Origin of the sequence: Williamsia deligens (assembly GCF_024171765.1) — a bacterium.
GTDB lineage: Bacteria > Actinomycetota > Actinomycetes > Mycobacteriales > Mycobacteriaceae > Williamsia_A > Williamsia_A deligens.
The window spans coordinates 2,334,788-2,350,617 of the sequence record NZ_JAMTCI010000001.1; the positions used below are offsets into that span (position 1 = coordinate 2,334,788).

A 15,830-nucleotide genomic window follows, 5' to 3' on the forward strand; every position below is an offset into this window, starting at 1 on the left:
GGTTCCCGCGGCCGTCACGGGCGGTCGCGGGGACTACACGCTCCCGGCGATGAGCCCGGCGGTGGTCGCCACCGACCAGACCACCATCGCCATGCCTGTCTGCGCGAGCGCGGGGATGAGCGCCATCCCCTGTGCGCCCGATCGGACCGGCGCGTTGGCGCGCACGGCCAGTGGGATGACCAGCAGGCCGAGCAGGGCCCACGGCGTCGCGGCGACGAGAACCAGCGTCGCGATCGTGGGTACCGCGATCAACGCCAGATGCGTTGTCCGCGTCCGGGAGTCGCCCAGTCGCACGGCCAGCGTCGTCTTCCCGGTGACGGAGTCGCTGGGGATGTCGCGCAGGTTGTTCGCGACGAGCACCGCACTGGAGTAGCTGCCGACGGCGATCGCCGAGACGACACCCACCCAGTCGATCCGTCCGGCCTGCACGAACTGGGTGCCGAGCACCGCGACGAGACCGAAGAACACGAACACCGCGACCTCACCGAAACCGGCGTACCCGTACGGCTTCGACCCACCGGTGTAGAACCAGGCGCCGGCGATGCAGACCGCGCCGACGATGATCAGCCACCACGCCGACGTCAGCGCGAGCACCACGCCGGCGACGGCGGCCAGCGCGAACGCCGCGAACGCCGCCTTCTTCACCGCGGCGGCCGGGGCGGCACCGGACCCGACGAGCCGCATCGGGCCGACGCGGTCGTCGTCGGTGCCGCGGATGCCGTCGGAGTAGTCGTTCGCGTAGTTCACCCCGACGATCAACGCCACGGACACGACGAGGGCCAGCAGCGCCTTCCACCACACGGCGTCCCCCAGCCACGCCGCGGCGCCCGTGCCGGCGACCACCGGGGCGATCGCGTTCGGGAACGTCCGCGGTCGTGCACCCTCGACCCAGTCCTTCGCACCTGCCATGGCGCGATTCTCCCACCCCGCGGCCTACGCTGATCGCACGCCCGCCGTTCCCCACCAGCCAGCTCGCGAGGTCCACCATGTCGATCGTGACCGTCGGGCTGCTCGGCCCGATCGCCGTCGACACCGGCGCCGGGATGACCGTCGTCCCCGGGGCCCGGGCGCGTCGACTGCTCGCGGCCCTCGCACTCGACCCGGGTGCGTTGCGGTCGTCGCGGGCGTTGATCGACGCGGTCTGGGGCGACGACCCGCCGCGCTCGCCGCAGGCCGCCCTGCACACCCAGGTGTCGCGCCTGCGCCAGAACCTGCCCGACGGTGTGCTGATCGCAGAACCCTCCGGCTACCGACTGCAGGGGACCGCCGTCACCACCGACGTCCTGCGCGCCCGCGACCTCCTCGACGTCGCGACGCCCAAGGCACTCGACGAGGCCGTCTCCCTGTGGCGCGGCACCCCCGGCGACGACCTCGACGGTGACCTCGCCGACAGCGTGCGGTCCCTCGCCGACGATCTCCGCCGTCGCCTCGACGCCCGTCGGGCCCAGGTCGCCCTCGACGACGGTGACGCGGAGACCGCCCGACGGATCGCCGCCGCGCTCTGTGCCGCCGACCCCCTCGACGAACCCGCCCACCTGCTGCACATGCGGGCCCTCGCCGCCGCGGGACGCACCGGCGACGCGCTGAGCGTCTTCGCCCGCATCCGGCGTGCACTGTCGGAGGAGCTCGGCGCGGATCCCGGTGCCGAGCTCGCCGCTCTGCACCAGTCGCTGCTGCAGGGGCCGACGGCCTCGGCATCCGACGAGCCGTCCGGGCAGCCGCGTCGTCCGGTCCCCGCCGCCCGCTCGATCGGGCTGCGCGCTGAGCCGAACCCCCTTCTCGGACGCGACGACGAGATCGACACGCTGCGAACGGCTCTCGACGTCCATCGGGTGGTCACCGTCCTGGGCCCCGGCGGCGCCGGCAAGACCCGCATCGCGCAGGCGGTCGCCCGCAGCGTCCACGCCGACGGGCGCGAGGTGGATGTCATCGAGCTCGCATCGGTCCGCTCCGACGACGACGTGCTCGCGGCGATCGCGTCGACCCTCGGCGTCGGCGAGAACGACGTCGTCGCGACGAACCGCGGCCGGATACCGGTCGGTGATCTCGCGGCGCGACTGGCCGACGAGCTGGCCGGACGTGGCGCGCTGCTCGTCCTGGACAACTGTGAACAGATCGTGGACGGGGCGGCGCGCGTCGTCGCGGATCTCATCGCGGCCGTCGCCGATCTGACCGTCCTCACCACCTCGCGATCGCCGCTCATGATCGCCGGCGAGTCCACACATCGACTGCGGCCGTTGACCATCGAGGAGACCGCGGTTGCGTCCTCGCCCGCGGTGGACCTGTTCGTCGCGCGGGCGAGCGCCGTGCGGCCCGACATCGTCATCGACCGTGCGCAGGTCGCCGAGCTCTGCGCCGGCCTCGACGGACTGCCGCTCGCCATCGAACTCGCCGCCGCCCGCGCCCGGACGCTGTCGGTGGCCGACATCGCCGACCTGCTCAGCCGCAGACTGGCCTCGGGACGACTGTCGTTGTTGCGCAGCGGCGATCGGACGGCGCCCCAGCGACACCGGACTCTGCAGGCCGTCATCGAGTGGAGTTGGGATCTCCTCGACGACGACGCCCGAGCGCTGATGCGAGCGGTCTGCCGCTTCCCGTCGGGCTTCTCCGGCGACGCGGCACGATCGGTCACGAGCGACGTCACCGGCGGCGCGGTCGCCGTCGACGACGCGCTGGAGACGGTGGTCAACCAGTCGCTGCTCGGGGTCGACGAGGTCGACGGCCACATCCGCTACCGCATGCTGGAGATGGTGCGGGAGTTCGGTGAGGAGCAGCTCGTCGCTGTCGGTGACGGTGCCGCCGTCGACGCGGCAATGGTGCGCTGGGCCATCCGCGGTGCAGACGAGATCTACGTCCGCTACGACGGGGGTGACGACCGGGGATCGCTCGAGGAGATCGCCCGGGAGGGCGGCAACCTGGTGTGGATCCTGCGTCGCTGCCTCGATCCCGACGCCGCGTCCCGACCCGTCGGTGCGCTCGACGCCGTCGTGGCGGTGTTCCCGGTCGTCGCCGCGAGCTGGGTGGCGCGGGGACTGCACGCGGAGGTCCGCGCCTTCGCCCCGCGGGTGGTGTCCGTGCTGCGGACACCACCGACGACGGGGCCGTTCGACGAGTCCGTGCGGGAACGGTGGCTCGCGGCCCTGCTGATGGCGACCGGCCACCTCCTGATGATCCGGCCCGACCTGCGAGCCACCGCGCGGGGTATGGCGGCCGTCCGTGCGGCACACCGGCCGTCGGAGACCATGCGACGCCGCGCGGATTTCGCCGCCGCGATCATGCTCGGTCGAAGTCGACTGGGTGCGCTGCGGACCATCGTCCGGGGGAGCACGGCGCAGGACCAGCAGGTGCGGGCCATCGCGCTCTCGCTGCGGTCGAACGTCGCCGAGAACTTCGGCGACCTCGATGCCGCACTGCGGGATTCGCTCGCCGCACAGGAGATCGCAGCCACGCGCGGCGACAGCTGGATCCTGACGATGGGTGCCACCGAGATCGCCGGCATCCATGGGCAGTCGGGGCGATACGGACAGGCCGTCGACTGCTACCGGAACGCCCTGGACGGGCTCGCGAGCATGGGGGCCGTCGAGGAGTCCCTGCAGGTCCGGTGCTACCTCGCCGCGGCGCTCGCCGGACTGGGTCGGCTCGACGAGGCGACCGCCGAGTACGACCAGACCTCCGGCGGCTGGAAGCCGGGTGATCCGCTGCCGACGGGTGCGCCGGAGAGCGTGGCGCTGATGCTCATCGTCGCAGCCGAGCTGGCCTGGCAGCGGGGCGATCTGTCCGTCGCGGCCGAGATCGCCCTGATGACACTGCGGTTCGTGGTGGGCGAACACACGGAGACGACCGCCGACCCGTCGTTCCTGCTCACGATCAGCGCCGGCATGGCTGTCGCGGCGAGCTGTGGCCGGGCGCCGGAGGCGCTGGCCTTCGTCTCCGCGCTCGCGACGATGATCGGTGCCCATCACCCGGGTGGGTTCGAGGATCTGCCCCAGTGCGGCGCCGCGGCGACCGCCGTCGGGGCCGCGCTGTGCGCGGTACGCCCGGGCGACCCGGTGGGGGCGCACCTGCTCGCGGCCGGGATCCGGGTCCGCGGACGGCGCGATCACCCGGCGCTGCTGCGCGTCGTCGACGACGCGCGCGGGGTGTCGGGCCTCGGCGAGGAGGAATGGGCGGACGTCACACGAGCGGTCGGGCGCACGCCCCGGCGACGGGCCGCACTGGACATCATCGCGACGCTGACGGCGATCACCCCGGCGTCGGTGGGGACGCCGGGGTGACCGGGACTCGCAGCGGAGCTGTTCTGGGCGGGGGCCGTCAGGCGTTGCGCATGTAGGCACGCACGGTCAGTGGCGCGAAGATCGCGGTGATCACCGCCGCACCCACCAGCGACCACAGGACGTGGATCCCGACGTGGCCGTTGTTCGTCAGCTCGCGCACCGCCGAGACGAGGTGCGAGACGGGGTTGACCTTGACGAAGGCCTGCAGCCATCCGGGCATGGTCTCGACGTCGACGAACGCGTTCGAGAGGAACGTCAGCGGGAACAGCAGCATGAGCGAGAAGCCCTGCACCGCAGAGGCGCTCTTCACGAGCATGCCCATCAGGGCCCAGATCCACGACACCGCGAAGCTGCACACCAGCACGAGCAGGGCGGCACCGATCAGGCCGAGGACCTCGGGGCGCCAGCCGATCGCGACACCGACGACGAACGTGATGACCGTCGCGATGAGGTAGCGCAGGACGTCGGCGAGCAGAGCGCCCGCCAGGGGGCTGACCCGGGCGATGGGCAGGGCCCGGAAGCGGTCGAACACACCCTTGTTCATGTCCTCCCGCAGCTGCGTGCCCGTGACGACAGACGTGGTGATGACCGTCTGGACGAGGATGCCGGGGATGATCACCGGCAGATACGCCGAGACGCTGCCGGCGAGCGCGCCGCCGAAGATGTAGGTGAACATCAGCGTGAAGATGACGGGCTGCAGCACCACGTCGAACAGCTGCTCGGGGTTGTGGCGGATCTTCAGCATGCCGCGGTAGCCCATCGTGAAGGACTGCGCGACGGTGGCGGCGAGGCCGACGGAACGGATGGGATCGATGGTTCGCCCGGCGGGTGCGGGTCGGTCGAGGGTGGCGGTGCTCATGCTGCGTCCTCCTGGGTGGTCGTGCTGTCGGTCTCGGTGTCGGGGGCGGGTTTGCCGGTGATGGTCATGAAGACCTCGTCGAGGCTGGGCTTGGCGACGGTCAGTTCGGTGACCGCGATGTCCGCCGTCACCAGCGCGGCCATCACCGCGCCCATCTGGTCGGGGCGGGAGAGCGGGATGGTGACCCGGCCGGCCTCGGGGGACAGGGTCGCCTTCTCGCCGAGCGCGCGTTCGACGACGGCCATCGCGGCGGTGGCGTCGTCGCGGTCGGCGGGGCGGACGACGAGTGTGTTCGCGCCGACGGAGTCCTTCAGTTCGTCGGCGGTGCCGTCGGCGATCTTGCGGCCGCGGTCGATGACGGCGATGCGGTCGGCGAGCTGATCGGCCTCGTCGAGGTACTGCGTCGTCAGCAGGACCGTCGACCCGCCCGCGACCAGCCGACGGATGGTCTCCCACATCTGGACGCGGGTGCGGGGGTCCAGACCCGTCGTCGGCTCGTCGAGGAAGAGCAGCGGCGGGGTGGAGATGAGGCTGGACGCCAGGTCGAGGCGGCGGCGCATGCCACCGGAGAACTCGTTGAGGGGACGGTTGGCCGCCTCCTCGAGGCCGAACTCCTCGAGGAGTTCGGTGGCGACGCTGCGCGCCCGGCTGCGGCTCAGCCCGAGCAGGCGGGCGAACACGATGAGGTTCTCGCGGGCGGTCAGTGTCTCGTCGACCGAGGCGTACTGCCCGGTGACACCGATCAGCGACCGGACCGCGACCGGTTCGGCGACGACGTCGTGGCCGAAGACCTCGGCGGTGCCGCCGTCGGGGCGCAGGAGGGTGGCGAGCATGCGGACGGTGGTGGTCTTGCCGGCGCCGTTGGGGCCGAGGACGCCGTAGACCGAGCCGGTGGGGACGACGAGGTCGACACCGTCGACCGCACGGGTGGATCCGAACTTCTTGACCAGGCCGCGGGCGACGATCGCCGGGGGCGTGGCGGATGAGGTGGTGGTCATGGCGAGGACGATGCGCCCCGCCCCTGTCGTCACGCTGTCGTCGTCTGTCGTGTGCGCTGCCAGGCCCTGTCGCGGGCCCCGTCCGGTGGGCACCAGGAACCATCTGATGGGCGGTCGGGACCGTCGGTTGGGCGGCAAAAGACCTGTTCGGGGCGTTTCGTCGCTTCGTCGGATCGCGTGTCGGCTCTCAGTCGCCTCTCAGTGCGACGTGCCTATCGTGTCCGACGATGACGCCCGACCCCCCGCCCCGCCGCCGGCCCACCGCCGGTGAACTGCTGCGCGCGCAGGCCGAGCGGGACGGAGCCGTCTCCGACCTCGCCGCGGCGTTCGGGACGGCACCCGAACCGCCCGAGCGGGAGACGCCACCACGACGACCCCGCGCCGAGCGGCGGTCGCGCGAACCGCGTGCCCAGCGTGGACCGCGTCGGGCCGGTGCGCCCCGACCACCGCGAGCGGCACGACGTCGCTCACCGCTGGCGGTCCCACGGGTGACCGCGGCGGTGCTGTCGTGTGCGGTGCTCGTGGCGTGCGGCATCGGGTGGGCCGGCGCACGGCAGGTCACCTCCGGCTTCCACACGTCCAACGTGCTCGCGAACGGCCCGAAGTCCCGTGACGGGGCCGAGAACATCCTGTTGATGGGACTCGACACCCGCAACGACCGGGACGGCAACCCGCTCCCGCCCGACGTCCTCGCGCAGTTGCACGCCGGCGACGGCTCCGAGGGTGGCTACAACACCAACACCCTGATCCTGCTGCACGTCCCGGCCGACGGGAAACAGATCGTCGCGTTCTCGATCCCCCGCGACGACTACGTGTCGATGGTCAACCCCGACGGCAGCATCGGCATCGACGGCACCGACAAGGCCAAGATCAAGGAGGCCTACGGGCGTCGGAAGGCGCAGGCGGAGAACGAACTCGCCGCGCAGGGCGTCACCGACCCCACCCAGCTCGAGACGCAGGGTCGCGACGCGGGTCGCGCGGAGACCGTGGCGACGGTCCGTGCGCTCACGGGGGTGCCCATCGACCGGTTCGCCGAGGTGAGTCTCGTCGGGTTCTACGACATCGCGAAGGCACTCGGTGGCGTCACCGTGTGCCTGAACCACCCTGTGTCCGACAGCTATTCGGGCGCACGGTTCCCGGCCGGCGTCCACAAGCTGAACGCGGCGCAGGCGCTCGCCTTCGTCCGACAGCGCCACGGCCTCGACAACGGCGACCTCGACCGCACCCACCGACAGCAGGCGTTCCTGCTGTCGGTGGAGCACGAGCTGCAGTCGTCCGGGGTCTTCTCCGACCTCGGCAAGCTGAGCGCGCTCGTCGGTGTCGCCCAGCGCGACGTGGTGCTCTCGTCCGGGTGGAATCTGGTCGACGACGCCCAGCAGTTGGGCAGCATCGCCGGACAGTCGGTGACGTTCACGACCCTGCCCGTCGTCCGCTACGACACGGTCGACGGGCAGGACGTCAACGTCATCGACCCCGACGCCATCCGACGTCAGGTGCAGACGGCGTTCGGCATCGCGCCGCCACCGTCGTCGACCAGCGCCGATCCCTCGTCGACCGCGTCCGAGGCCGTGGCGGCGTCATCGAGCGCGGTGTCGAGCGACACCGGCGACGGCGACACCGACTCGACCCCGGATCAGGGGCGTCCGGTGACGACGACCGCCTCCGGCATCCCCTGCGTGAACTGACGCGCGGCGCGACCCGTCAGAGCTCGTCGAGACCGACGATGCCGTCCTGCAGAGCCCGCGCCAACAGCGCGGCCTTGGTGCTCGCGCCGCGGCCGACGGCCTCGTACTTGGTCCGGATACGGGACACGTGGGTGTTCACCGTCGACTCGGCGATGAAGAGGCGCTGCCCGACCTCGTCCTTGGAATCCGACAGGACCCACGCGCGCAGCACCTCCACCTCCCGTCGGCTCAGACCCGGATCGGGCAGTTCGGTACTTGGCGGATCGAGCACGGCGGTCATGGATCTCCTTCAGGACTGCCGGAGCTGGGCTCGCCCGGCGTTGAAGAGACAGTAACCATCGGGTCGGACACTCTTCCAGACACCGAAATGGGGGACACCCGGATGCGGATCACCCATAGCCGCAACAACTATGAGGCGCGCGAATCAGTTGCGCGTCGCACACACCCGGCCGTCGGAGTCGAGGTCGAGGCGGCGGACACCGCCGTGGTCGTGAACGATCACCGATGCGGCCGCGGCCCGTCCCGGGGGCAGGAGGCGGACACGGACGTCCCCGTCGACGGCGTCGACGAGTGCATCGACGACGGCGTCGGTCACGTGCGCCCGGGCGTCGGGGGTGAACGCGTCGGGCATGCCGGAGTCGTCGAGGAGGATCACCTCCACCCCGCGCGCCCGGGCCGCGCGGGCGGCGTCGGCGATCGCGGGGGTGTCCAGACCCGGGGCGCGCAGCCTGTCGCGCAGGTGCGCCTCGAGCAGCCGACAGGTGGTGCGATCGACGTCGTCGAGGTGGTCGCCGGCGGCGATCCGGTTCAGCATCGGGCGCACCAGCCGGTCGAGCTCGCGCAGTTGGGCGTCTCGCTCGGCGCCGGCGGCCTGCGCTGCGGCCAGTTCCGCGCTGCGCCGGCGTCCCGCGTCGCGGAGGTCGAAGACGAGCTTGGCGCCCGGTCGCAGCGTCAGGCTGAAGACGGTGGCCATGACCAGCGGGCCGAGATCGATGAGCACGTTGTCGATCCGGTGCAGCGGACCGTCGCCGACCAGGGTCGAGTGGACCATGTACACCGCGACCATCGCGGCCATCCCCACCCAGGCCCGCCCCGTGCGGCCGCGGACGCACATGAACGCCAGGACCATGGTGCCGATCCCGTGCGACCACCCCGAGACGGGTGCGGGCACATCGCGGCCACACGCACCGAGGATGAGCGCGCACGCGGTGGCTGGTGCCGCGGCCATCGCCGACGCGGTCCATCCCGGCAGCGGGTCGTCACGGACGGCGAGCAGTGCGATGGTCGCGCTCGCGGCGATCGTCAGGGCGGCGACCATCGCGATGACGGTGATCGGGTGCTTCGGGACGACGTAGAGCAGCGCGACGATGATGCAGACCAGATAGATGCCGACGACGAGTCGCGCTGCGGGCGTGTGCATCCCGATGAGCGCGCGGGCGTCGCGAGGCGTGGTCTCGTCGATCAGCAGCATCGGGTCATCGCTTCCAGGTGATCTCGACGCGGGTGCCGCGCCCCGGCCGCGACACCACCGCGGCGTCGCCGCCGTCGACCTGTCGCATCCGGCCGACGATGCTGACGGTGATGCCGAGTCGGTGCGGTTGCACCGCCTGCGGGTCGAATCCCCGGCCGTCGTCGGCGACGGTCACCGTGATGGCGTCGCTGTCGAGCGTGGCGACGACGTCGGTCACCGTCGCCTGCGAGTGGCGGGCGCTGTTGCGCACCGCCTCCGCTGTCGCGGCGGCGACGGTCTCGACGACGGTCGTCGGGTAGGCGACCGCGTCCGGGGTGTCCGGGAGGATCACGGTGGGTCGTGTGCTGTCGTCGACGTCCGCGACGGCGGCCCGGATCACGCGCGCGGCCGATGTCGAACCGACGTCGATCACCGTCGTTGTGGGCGAGGCGATCTGGGCGAGATCGGCGAGTGTGCGCTGCGCCAGTGCGCGGACGTCGTCGGTGGTCCCCATCCGCGCGGCACCGAGCAGCGCGGCCATCACGCCGTCGTGGGTGAGCGCGTCGAAGCGAGCGCGTTCGGTGCTGCGTGCCTGCGCCGCGGCGGTGTCGGCGGCGATGCGATAGGTCTCCTCACGCGTGCGATCGAGCACCCGGGCCGTGCGGACCCCGATCAGCGTGGCGCACACGAAGGGCATGGAGAACGCGAACGCGAAGGCGATGTCAGGTAGGCGCGCGACGGCGTTCTCGGGGGTCTTCAGCGGTGTGTTGCACAGCACCACCGCCACCGTGACCACGCCGAGGTAGACCAGAGGACGGATGCCGGGTTGCATCCCGACCGCGACGGCGACCAACCCGAGGAACGAGGCGTACCAGAGCCCGAGATCGTTGGAGGTCAGCTCTCCCGTCCAGGCGATCGGCGTGGTGAGGACGGCGGCGAGGTACAGGACGGCGGCCGCGAGGGTCGTCCGCCGGATCCATCGCTGCGCCCCGAGGGCCCCGGCCAGGCCGATCGCGAGGCCGCTCCCGTACACCGCCACCGGTGCGCCGAGCGCCCACCACGAGTCCATGAACGCGAACGACCCGACGATGTTGCCGACGTTGATCAGCAGATAGGCGAGGTACCCGGCGCCGACGAACACCGCGAACTGCCGCGTGATGCGCCGTTCGGCGTCACCGGTCTCGGCGACGGGGCCCGGGGCGACGTCGTCGTCGACGGCTGTCGGGACGACACCGGTCGAGGCGGCCACGTCAGCTGATCGGGTCGCGCCGCGGCATCGGCAGGAAGCCGTCCTCGACGGCCCGCTTGTACAGGTCGGTCTTCGTCTTCGCGGGCCGGCCGGCGGCGGCGTACTTCACGCGTATCCGGTCGAGATACATGTTGACGGTCTCGCCCGCGAGGTGTGTCAGCTCGGCGACCCGGGCCGCGGACTCCCCGGAGGCGTACAGCTCCAACACCTCTCGCTGGCGGGGGGAGAGGTTCACGACGAACGCGTCGTCGGAGTCGATCGCGGCGGCCCAGTCCATCGTGGGGACGGGTTCGCCGTGGGCGGCACTGCGGATGGCCTCGAGGACGGAGGCGGCCGGACTGGACTTGCGCACCACCCCGAGGACATCGGCCGACGCCGCGGACCGCACGAGGAACGGGTCCTCGGCCGAGGTGTAGACCAGCGTGCTGATGCCGTGCTCGTGGAGCAGCTCCACGTTGGCGCGCGGCGAGCTGCCGTCGGGGAGACGGAGGTCGAGGATCGCGAGCGTGACGCCGTCGGTGGTGGCGAGCAGCTCGTCGACCGTCGGTGCGCCCCCGGCGAACTCGAGGTCGTCGACCCCGCTCAACATGTGCGCCACACCGAGGATCGAGACTTCGTGGTCATCGACGACTCCGATGCGATGGGGGCGATGCGACGACTCTCCCACTGACCCGTGTCCCCCTTCGTCCGCTGTTCTGACGACAGCTGTCGTCATCTTGACCGACAGTCCTGCGTTCGGCGGAGCGAAGATGGCCAAATCGTCCATCATGTGGTCTGAACAGAGGATCGGCCATCGCACGCACGTGCGGGCGTTGCCGGGTCACCATGGACACATGACGACACTCGACCTGACCCCCGACGACCTGCTCACGACCACCCGGACGGTGCGCAAGCGCCTCGACCTCGACCGGCCCGTCGAGATGGCGGTGATCCGCGAGTGCGTGGAGATCGCGCTGCAGGCGCCGTCGGGATCGAACCGGCAGGGCTGGCAGTGGATCGTCGTCACCGACTCCGAGCAGCGGCGCCGCGTCGGTGACATCTACCGCGAGGAGACGCAGCGCTACCTCGAGTCGGCGTACGCCGCGGACAAGCTCTTCGCGGACGACGCCGACCGGTCGCAGGTGCAGCAGCGGGTGGGCTCCAGCGTCCGCCACCTCGGCGACACCATGGGGCAGGTGCCGGTCCTGCTTATCCCGTGCATCAAGGCGGGCAAGCAACTGCCCGCGGGCAATCAGGCCGGGCTGTGGGGGTCACTGCTGCCCGCGGTGTGGAGCTACGCGCTGGCGGCGCGGGCGCGGGGGTTGGGAACCGCGTGGACGACTCTGCACCTCGATCGCCGCGAGGCCGACGTCGCCGAGATCCTCGGGATCCCGGAGGGCTACCACCAAGGGGCGTTGATCCCCACGGCGTACTACACCGGTGAGACGTTCAAGCCCGCGCCGCGCGCACCGCTCGACGAGGTGCTGCACGTCGATCGCTGGTGACCGGCGCTCCACTCCCAGGGTTTCCGCTCCGGCTCCAGGGTTCCCGCTCCACATGTGCGAGAACGCTCCGCCTGCAGGCGGAGCGTCCTCGAACAAGTGGAGCGCCGGTGCCCCCCGGTGACGTCGATCAGCGGGTGGTGATCACTCCGCCGCGTCGGGGATGTCGCCGACCTGGTCCGGCTCCGCGCCGTGCACCAGTTGCTCCTCGTGGCGTGCACGCTCGTCGAGCTCGTCCTGGTCGAGGTGGGCACCCTCCTTCGCGTGTGCGCGATGGTCGGGGTGGACCTCCTCGGTGGGGACGATGACGTCGTCGAGGTTCGGTTCGTCGGGTGAGGACATCGCGTCACCGGGCCTCGTCGGCGACGGTGTCGGCCGCGTGCTTGGCCTGGGTGCTCGTCTCCTGCGCGGCCGAGGTGCCCTCCTCCTTGACCGTCTGCGCGGCGTCGGTGGCGGTCTCCTTCACCGAGTCGACGGCCTGTGACGCCGACTCCTGCAGGGATCCCGCGACATCCTGTGCCGCCGAGGACACCTGATCCGCGAGCGGTTGGGCCTTCTCCTGCAGCGTCGCGGCCGCCTGCTGCTCGGCCTGGGTCGGCGGGAACATCGCCGACACCAGCAGGCCGGCACCGAACGCGATGAGCCCGGCCGCCAGGGGGCTGCCCTGGGTCCGCTGCTGGACGGCGTCGGGTGCCGAGCGCACCGCGTCGGTGATCGACGACGCCGCCGAATCGGCGGACTCCGAGGCGCTCTGGGCGGTGTCCTGGGCGCTGCCCATGACGCGGTCGCGGACGCTGCCGAGCGTGCCGGTCACGCCGCGGACCTTGCGCCGGGCGATGGTCGACGGGTTCGCCTCGTGGGCGAGGGTGTCGACGCGGGTGCTGAGACGCTCACGGGTGCGGTCGATGTCGCGCCGGAGCTGGTCGGGATCTGCGGATGTCATCGGTTCTCCTGGGGGTGTGGGGTGACTGCCTGGGGGATCTCGGAGACGGTCTGCTGGGTGCGCGGCAGACCGCGGGCGCGCCGGATGGACGACCGGCCGAGGACGCCGAGGATCGCGCCGATGACGGCCCAGATGAGGGTGACGATCAGCGCCGACCAGCCGTGGCCGGTCGAGTTGCCGATGGCCCACCACGCCGCGATCGACAGGAACATCAACACGAAGAACCCGGCGAGGGCCGCACCGACCAGCAGGCCGGAGCCCTTGCCGACGCGGGTGGCGGTCTGCGTCGCCTCGGCCTTGGCCAGCTCGAGCTCCTGGCGTACCAGTGTCGACAGGTCGCGGGACACGTCGGAGAGCAGCTCACCGATCGACGGCGGATCGTCGTGACCGGCCGGGGCGCCGGCGCCGAGCGGGTCGTGCCCGACGGGGTCGTGACCGACCGGGGCGCTGTGTGCGCCGGTCACAGCAGGCCACCCGGGTTGGGGGCGTTCTGCGGCGGAGCCGCGTACCCGAGGGCGTTCTCGTCCTCGGACGCCGGACGCGCGGGATCCGATGCCGTGGCGTCGGGGATGTTCGGGGTCGTGGTGACCGTGCTGCTCGCCGGGTCGGCGGTGACCGTCGACCCGTCGGCGGCCGCGTAGCCGGTGGCGGACGGCGGCACCGTCGCGCCGTGGCCCGACGTCGCGGGCGATGAGCTGCCGGTGGACGCACTGCTCGTCGAGCTCGAGCTCGAGCCCGAGCCCGCAGCCGCACCGCGGCCGAGTCGTCCGGCGGCGATGCCCGCGCCGGCGGCGAGGGCGAGGAACAGTCCGGGCTTGCGGCGGGCGAAGTCGCTGACCTCGCCGAGCACCTGACCCGGTTCACGCTGGTCCAGCCACGACGCGAACGACTGCACGCGATCAGCGGCCTGGCGGGTCAGGTCGGCGGCGGGACCCTGCTGGTCCGCTGACGATGCCATCGACGCGAACTCGTCGCCGAGTGCGCGCAGGCTCTTCGCCGCGCGCTGCTGCTGGGTCGAGGCCTGGTCGGTGAGCTCGGTGCGGGCCTGCCCGAGGAGGTCGGACGCCTGTCCCTTGACCTCCTGGGCGACCTGCTGTGCCTGGTCGCCGGCCACCGAGGCGACGTGCTTGCCCTGCTCGGCGGCGGTGTCCGCGGTCTGCGCGGCCTTCTCCTTGGCGACGTCGGTGGTGCTCGACGGTGTGCTCATCGGCGATCGCCGGCCGACGCTGCTGTGCCCATCGGGCGGGGGGTGTGGGCAGTGATCATCACTGTGCCTCCTCGTGGTGCGGGAACTTCGATCCACCCCGAGATACCCGGCACGGAGGGGCCAAAACCCGGACAGGAGTACGTCGGAACGCGACGAGCGGTTCCCGGGCCTCAGGAGAGGCGGGCGCGCAGGGCCGCCCGGTCGACCTTGCCGGGCCCGCGCAGCGGGAGCGCATCGACGACGACGACGTCGCGAGGGACGGCGAAGCGGTCGAGACGCTCACGCACGACAGATCGCACCGAATCGGCTCGCACGACAGCGTCTTTGGCGGGTACCACGACGGCGACCACCTTCTCCCCGAGGCGGGGGTCGGGCAGTCCGACGACGGCGCACTCGGCCACGGTGGGGTCGGCGAGGACCGCCGCTTCCACCACCTGCGGGACGACGGTGAGGCCGCCGGTGGTGATCGCCTCGTCGGCGCGACCGACGATGCCGAGCACGCCGTCGTCGAGGCGGCCGAGGTCGTCGGTGAGGAACTCCCCGTCGCGCGCGAACGCGGGATGATCAGAAAGGTTGCGGTAGCCGGCGGCCACCATCGGTCCCGACAGCGCCACCCGCCCGACACCGTCGACGGGGGAGTCGAGCCGGATGTGCACCCCGGGCAACGGGATCCCGTCGTACACGCAGCCGCCACCGGTCTCGCTCATCCCGTAGGTGCCCACGATGGGCAGTCCGGCGTCGACGGCACGGGCCTGCAGCGGGGCCGGGGTGGCGGCACCGCCGACGAGGATCGCCTCGACCCCGCGGAGTGCGGCGACGGCGTCGGGATCGTCGAGGACTTTCACGAGCTGGGTGGGGACCAGCGACGTGTAGCGACGAGGCCCCTCCACCCGGTCGAGGGCGGCGACGAGGTCCGACGGTGTGAACCCGGCGGTCACGTCGATCACCGTGGGCGTGAATCCCGCACGGAGACACCGCAACAGCACCTGCAGTCCCGCGATGTGATGGGCGGGCAGCGCGAGCAGCCAGCCGCCGGGGCCGCCGAGACGTTCGAGTGTCGCCGACGCTGACGCGGCGAGGGTGGCCGCGGAATGCATGGCGCCCTTGGGTGTTCCCGTGCTGCCCGAGGTGGCGACGACCAGCGCGACGTCGTCGTCGACGGGTTCACCGGCGGCGAGAGCTGTGGTGAGCCGCTCGGTCTCGCGGGCGTCGTCGGCCGGGACGGGCAACACCGCGACGGTGCCGTCGATGACGGCGCGCAGATCGTCGGCCGAGTCCAGGACCGCGGGCCCCGATCGCAGCGGGAGTGGCTCGAGGATCAGCTCGGGTCCGCCTTCGGCGTCTCGATGTCGCAGGTCCAGCCCGCGCCCTCCAGCACCGATCGCACCCGGTCGATGTCGGCCTCGGTGGGCATCTCGTCGGTCACCTTGGTGATCAGCACGGCCACGTCGACGCGGGTGATGGGCTCGAACTCGGGGTTCGACGCCGCCTCGGTGGCGAGGTGGTCGGCGATCTCCTGCGCCTCGTCGTCGGTGAGTTGGCGACGCAGTAGCGCGACGAGCGGGATGTAGTCACCGGCGGGGACGCCGTGTGGGTAGCCGGCGCGCAGCCAGCCGATGATCGAGCGCATCAGGTGGGAACGGTCCACGGCGCCCTCCTCGGTCAGGGTGCGGTGCGCTGTCTG

General features: G+C 71.8%; 16 protein-coding genes. 3 read left to right on the forward strand and 13 right to left on the reverse strand.

From position 1 onward, the window contains the following. Positions 1 to 33: 33 nt before the first annotated feature. A complete protein-coding gene (locus LX14_RS11025; RefSeq protein WP_253647244.1) occupies positions 34 to 909 on the reverse strand; it encodes a 1,4-dihydroxy-2-naphthoate polyprenyltransferase in 876 nt (291 codons plus the stop codon). Between the two features lie 77 nt (positions 910 to 986). Between LX14_RS11025 and LX14_RS11030 the strand changes: the two genes are divergently transcribed. Further along, complete coding sequence (locus LX14_RS11030) at positions 987 to 4,274, forward strand: AfsR/SARP family transcriptional regulator (protein WP_253647245.1); 3,288 nt, start codon at positions 987 to 989, stop codon at positions 4,272 to 4,274. 37 nt (positions 4,275 to 4,311) lie between these two features. Here the strand turns inward: LX14_RS11030 and LX14_RS11035 are convergent, their stop codons facing one another. Beyond that, positions 4,312 to 5,133 carry an ABC transporter permease gene (locus LX14_RS11035; protein WP_253647246.1) on the reverse strand — a complete coding sequence of 274 codons (822 nt, stop codon included), beginning with the start codon at positions 5,131 to 5,133 and terminating at the stop codon, positions 4,312 to 4,314. Then, positions 5,130 to 6,131 (reverse strand): ATP-binding cassette domain-containing protein, encoded by a 1,002-nt coding sequence (locus LX14_RS11040; RefSeq protein ID WP_253647247.1) that lies wholly within the window; start codon positions 6,129 to 6,131, stop codon positions 5,130 to 5,132. The genes LX14_RS11035 and LX14_RS11040 overlap by 4 nt, the downstream gene beginning before the upstream one ends. A 227-nt stretch (positions 6,132 to 6,358) precedes the next feature. On the opposite strand from LX14_RS11040, the gene LX14_RS11045 reads away from it, so the two are divergent. Continuing rightward, positions 6,359 to 7,816 (forward strand): LCP family protein, encoded by a 1,458-nt coding sequence (locus LX14_RS11045; protein WP_253647248.1) that lies wholly within the window; start codon positions 6,359 to 6,361, stop codon positions 7,814 to 7,816. Positions 7,817 to 7,832: 16 nt separating this feature from the next. On the opposite strand, the gene LX14_RS11050 is transcribed toward LX14_RS11045, so the two are convergent. From LX14_RS11050 to LX14_RS11065, 4 genes are all read right to left on the reverse strand, one after another. Beyond that, positions 7,833 to 8,096 carry a helix-turn-helix domain-containing protein gene (locus LX14_RS11050; RefSeq protein WP_253647249.1) on the reverse strand — a complete coding sequence of 88 codons (264 nt, stop codon included), beginning with the start codon at positions 8,094 to 8,096 and terminating at the stop codon, positions 7,833 to 7,835. Between the two features lie 144 nt (positions 8,097 to 8,240). Further along, positions 8,241 to 9,287, reverse strand: coding sequence for a DUF8320 family protein (locus tag LX14_RS11055; RefSeq protein ID WP_253647250.1), 1,047 nt, complete (start codon positions 9,285 to 9,287; stop codon positions 8,241 to 8,243). Between the two features lie 4 nt (positions 9,288 to 9,291). Then, a complete protein-coding gene (locus LX14_RS11060) occupies positions 9,292 to 10,515 on the reverse strand; it encodes a sensor histidine kinase (protein ID WP_253647251.1) in 1,224 nt (407 codons plus the stop codon). 1 nt (position 10,516) lies between these two features. Then, complete coding sequence (locus LX14_RS11065; protein WP_372505322.1) at positions 10,517 to 11,182, reverse strand: response regulator transcription factor; 666 nt, start codon at positions 11,180 to 11,182, stop codon at positions 10,517 to 10,519. 166 nt (positions 11,183 to 11,348) lie between these two features. On the opposite strand from LX14_RS11065, the gene LX14_RS11070 reads away from it, so the two are divergent. Further along, positions 11,349 to 11,999 (forward strand): nitroreductase family protein, encoded by a 651-nt coding sequence (locus LX14_RS11070; protein ID WP_253647253.1) that lies wholly within the window; start codon positions 11,349 to 11,351, stop codon positions 11,997 to 11,999. A 141-nt stretch (positions 12,000 to 12,140) separates the two neighbouring features. Here LX14_RS11070 and LX14_RS11075 read toward each other — a convergent pair whose 3' ends face one another. The 6 genes from LX14_RS11075 to LX14_RS11100 form a co-directional block, all read right to left on the reverse strand. Then, positions 12,141 to 12,338: a hypothetical protein gene (locus LX14_RS11075; protein WP_253647254.1), complete on the reverse strand. Its 198-nt coding sequence runs from the start codon at positions 12,336 to 12,338 to the stop codon at positions 12,141 to 12,143. A gap of 4 nt (positions 12,339 to 12,342) precedes the next feature. Beyond that, the gene (locus LX14_RS11080; RefSeq protein ID WP_253647255.1) at positions 12,343 to 12,939 is read right to left on the reverse strand and encodes a DUF3618 domain-containing protein; all 597 of its coding nucleotides are present in this window, start codon (positions 12,937 to 12,939) and stop codon (positions 12,343 to 12,345) included. Then, entirely contained in the window at positions 12,936 to 13,403 is a 468-nt protein-coding gene (locus LX14_RS11085; protein ID WP_253647256.1) for a phage holin family protein, read from the reverse strand. Before LX14_RS11085 ends, LX14_RS11080 begins: the two co-directional genes overlap by 4 nt. Continuing rightward, a complete protein-coding gene (locus LX14_RS11090) occupies positions 13,400 to 14,146 on the reverse strand; it encodes a hypothetical protein (RefSeq protein ID WP_253647257.1) in 747 nt (248 codons plus the stop codon). The genes LX14_RS11085 and LX14_RS11090 overlap by 4 nt, the downstream gene beginning before the upstream one ends. 170 nt (positions 14,147 to 14,316) lie before the next feature. Then, complete coding sequence (gene menE, locus LX14_RS11095; protein WP_253647981.1) at positions 14,317 to 15,426, reverse strand: o-succinylbenzoate--CoA ligase; 1,110 nt, start codon at positions 15,424 to 15,426, stop codon at positions 14,317 to 14,319. Between the two features lie 38 nt (positions 15,427 to 15,464). Continuing rightward, positions 15,465 to 15,794, reverse strand: a complete 330-nt coding sequence (locus LX14_RS11100) for a DUF3349 domain-containing protein (protein ID WP_253647258.1) — start codon at positions 15,792 to 15,794, stop codon at positions 15,465 to 15,467. Positions 15,795 to 15,830 lie beyond the last annotated feature (36 nt).

Bases quoted from the DNA above. Each gene is read 5' to 3' on its own strand.
- LX14_RS11025 (WP_253647244.1), bottom strand. From the start codon at position 909: ATGGCAGGTGCGAAGGACTGGGTCGAGGGTGCACGACCGCGGACGTTC.
- LX14_RS11030 (WP_253647245.1), top strand. From the start codon at position 987: ATGTCGATCGTGACCGTCGGGCTGCTCGGCCCGATCGCCGTCGACACC.
- LX14_RS11035 (WP_253647246.1), bottom strand. From the start codon at position 5,133: ATGAGCACCGCCACCCTCGACCGACCCGCACCCGCCGGGCGAACCATC.
- LX14_RS11040 (WP_253647247.1), bottom strand. From the start codon at position 6,131: ATGACCACCACCTCATCCGCCACGCCCCCGGCGATCGTCGCCCGCGGC.
- LX14_RS11045 (WP_253647248.1), top strand. From the start codon at position 6,359: ATGACGCCCGACCCCCCGCCCCGCCGCCGGCCCACCGCCGGTGAACTG.
- LX14_RS11050 (WP_253647249.1), bottom strand. From the start codon at position 8,096: ATGACCGCCGTGCTCGATCCGCCAAGTACCGAACTGCCCGATCCGGGT.
- LX14_RS11055 (WP_253647250.1), bottom strand. From the start codon at position 9,287: ATGCTGCTGATCGACGAGACCACGCCTCGCGACGCCCGCGCGCTCATC.
- LX14_RS11070 (WP_253647253.1), top strand. From the start codon at position 11,349: ATGACGACACTCGACCTGACCCCCGACGACCTGCTCACGACCACCCGG.
- LX14_RS11075 (WP_253647254.1), bottom strand. From the start codon at position 12,338: ATGTCCTCACCCGACGAACCGAACCTCGACGACGTCATCGTCCCCACC.
- LX14_RS11080 (WP_253647255.1), bottom strand. From the start codon at position 12,939: ATGACATCCGCAGATCCCGACCAGCTCCGGCGCGACATCGACCGCACC.
- LX14_RS11090 (WP_253647257.1), bottom strand. From the start codon at position 14,146: ATGAGCACACCGTCGAGCACCACCGACGTCGCCAAGGAGAAGGCCGCG.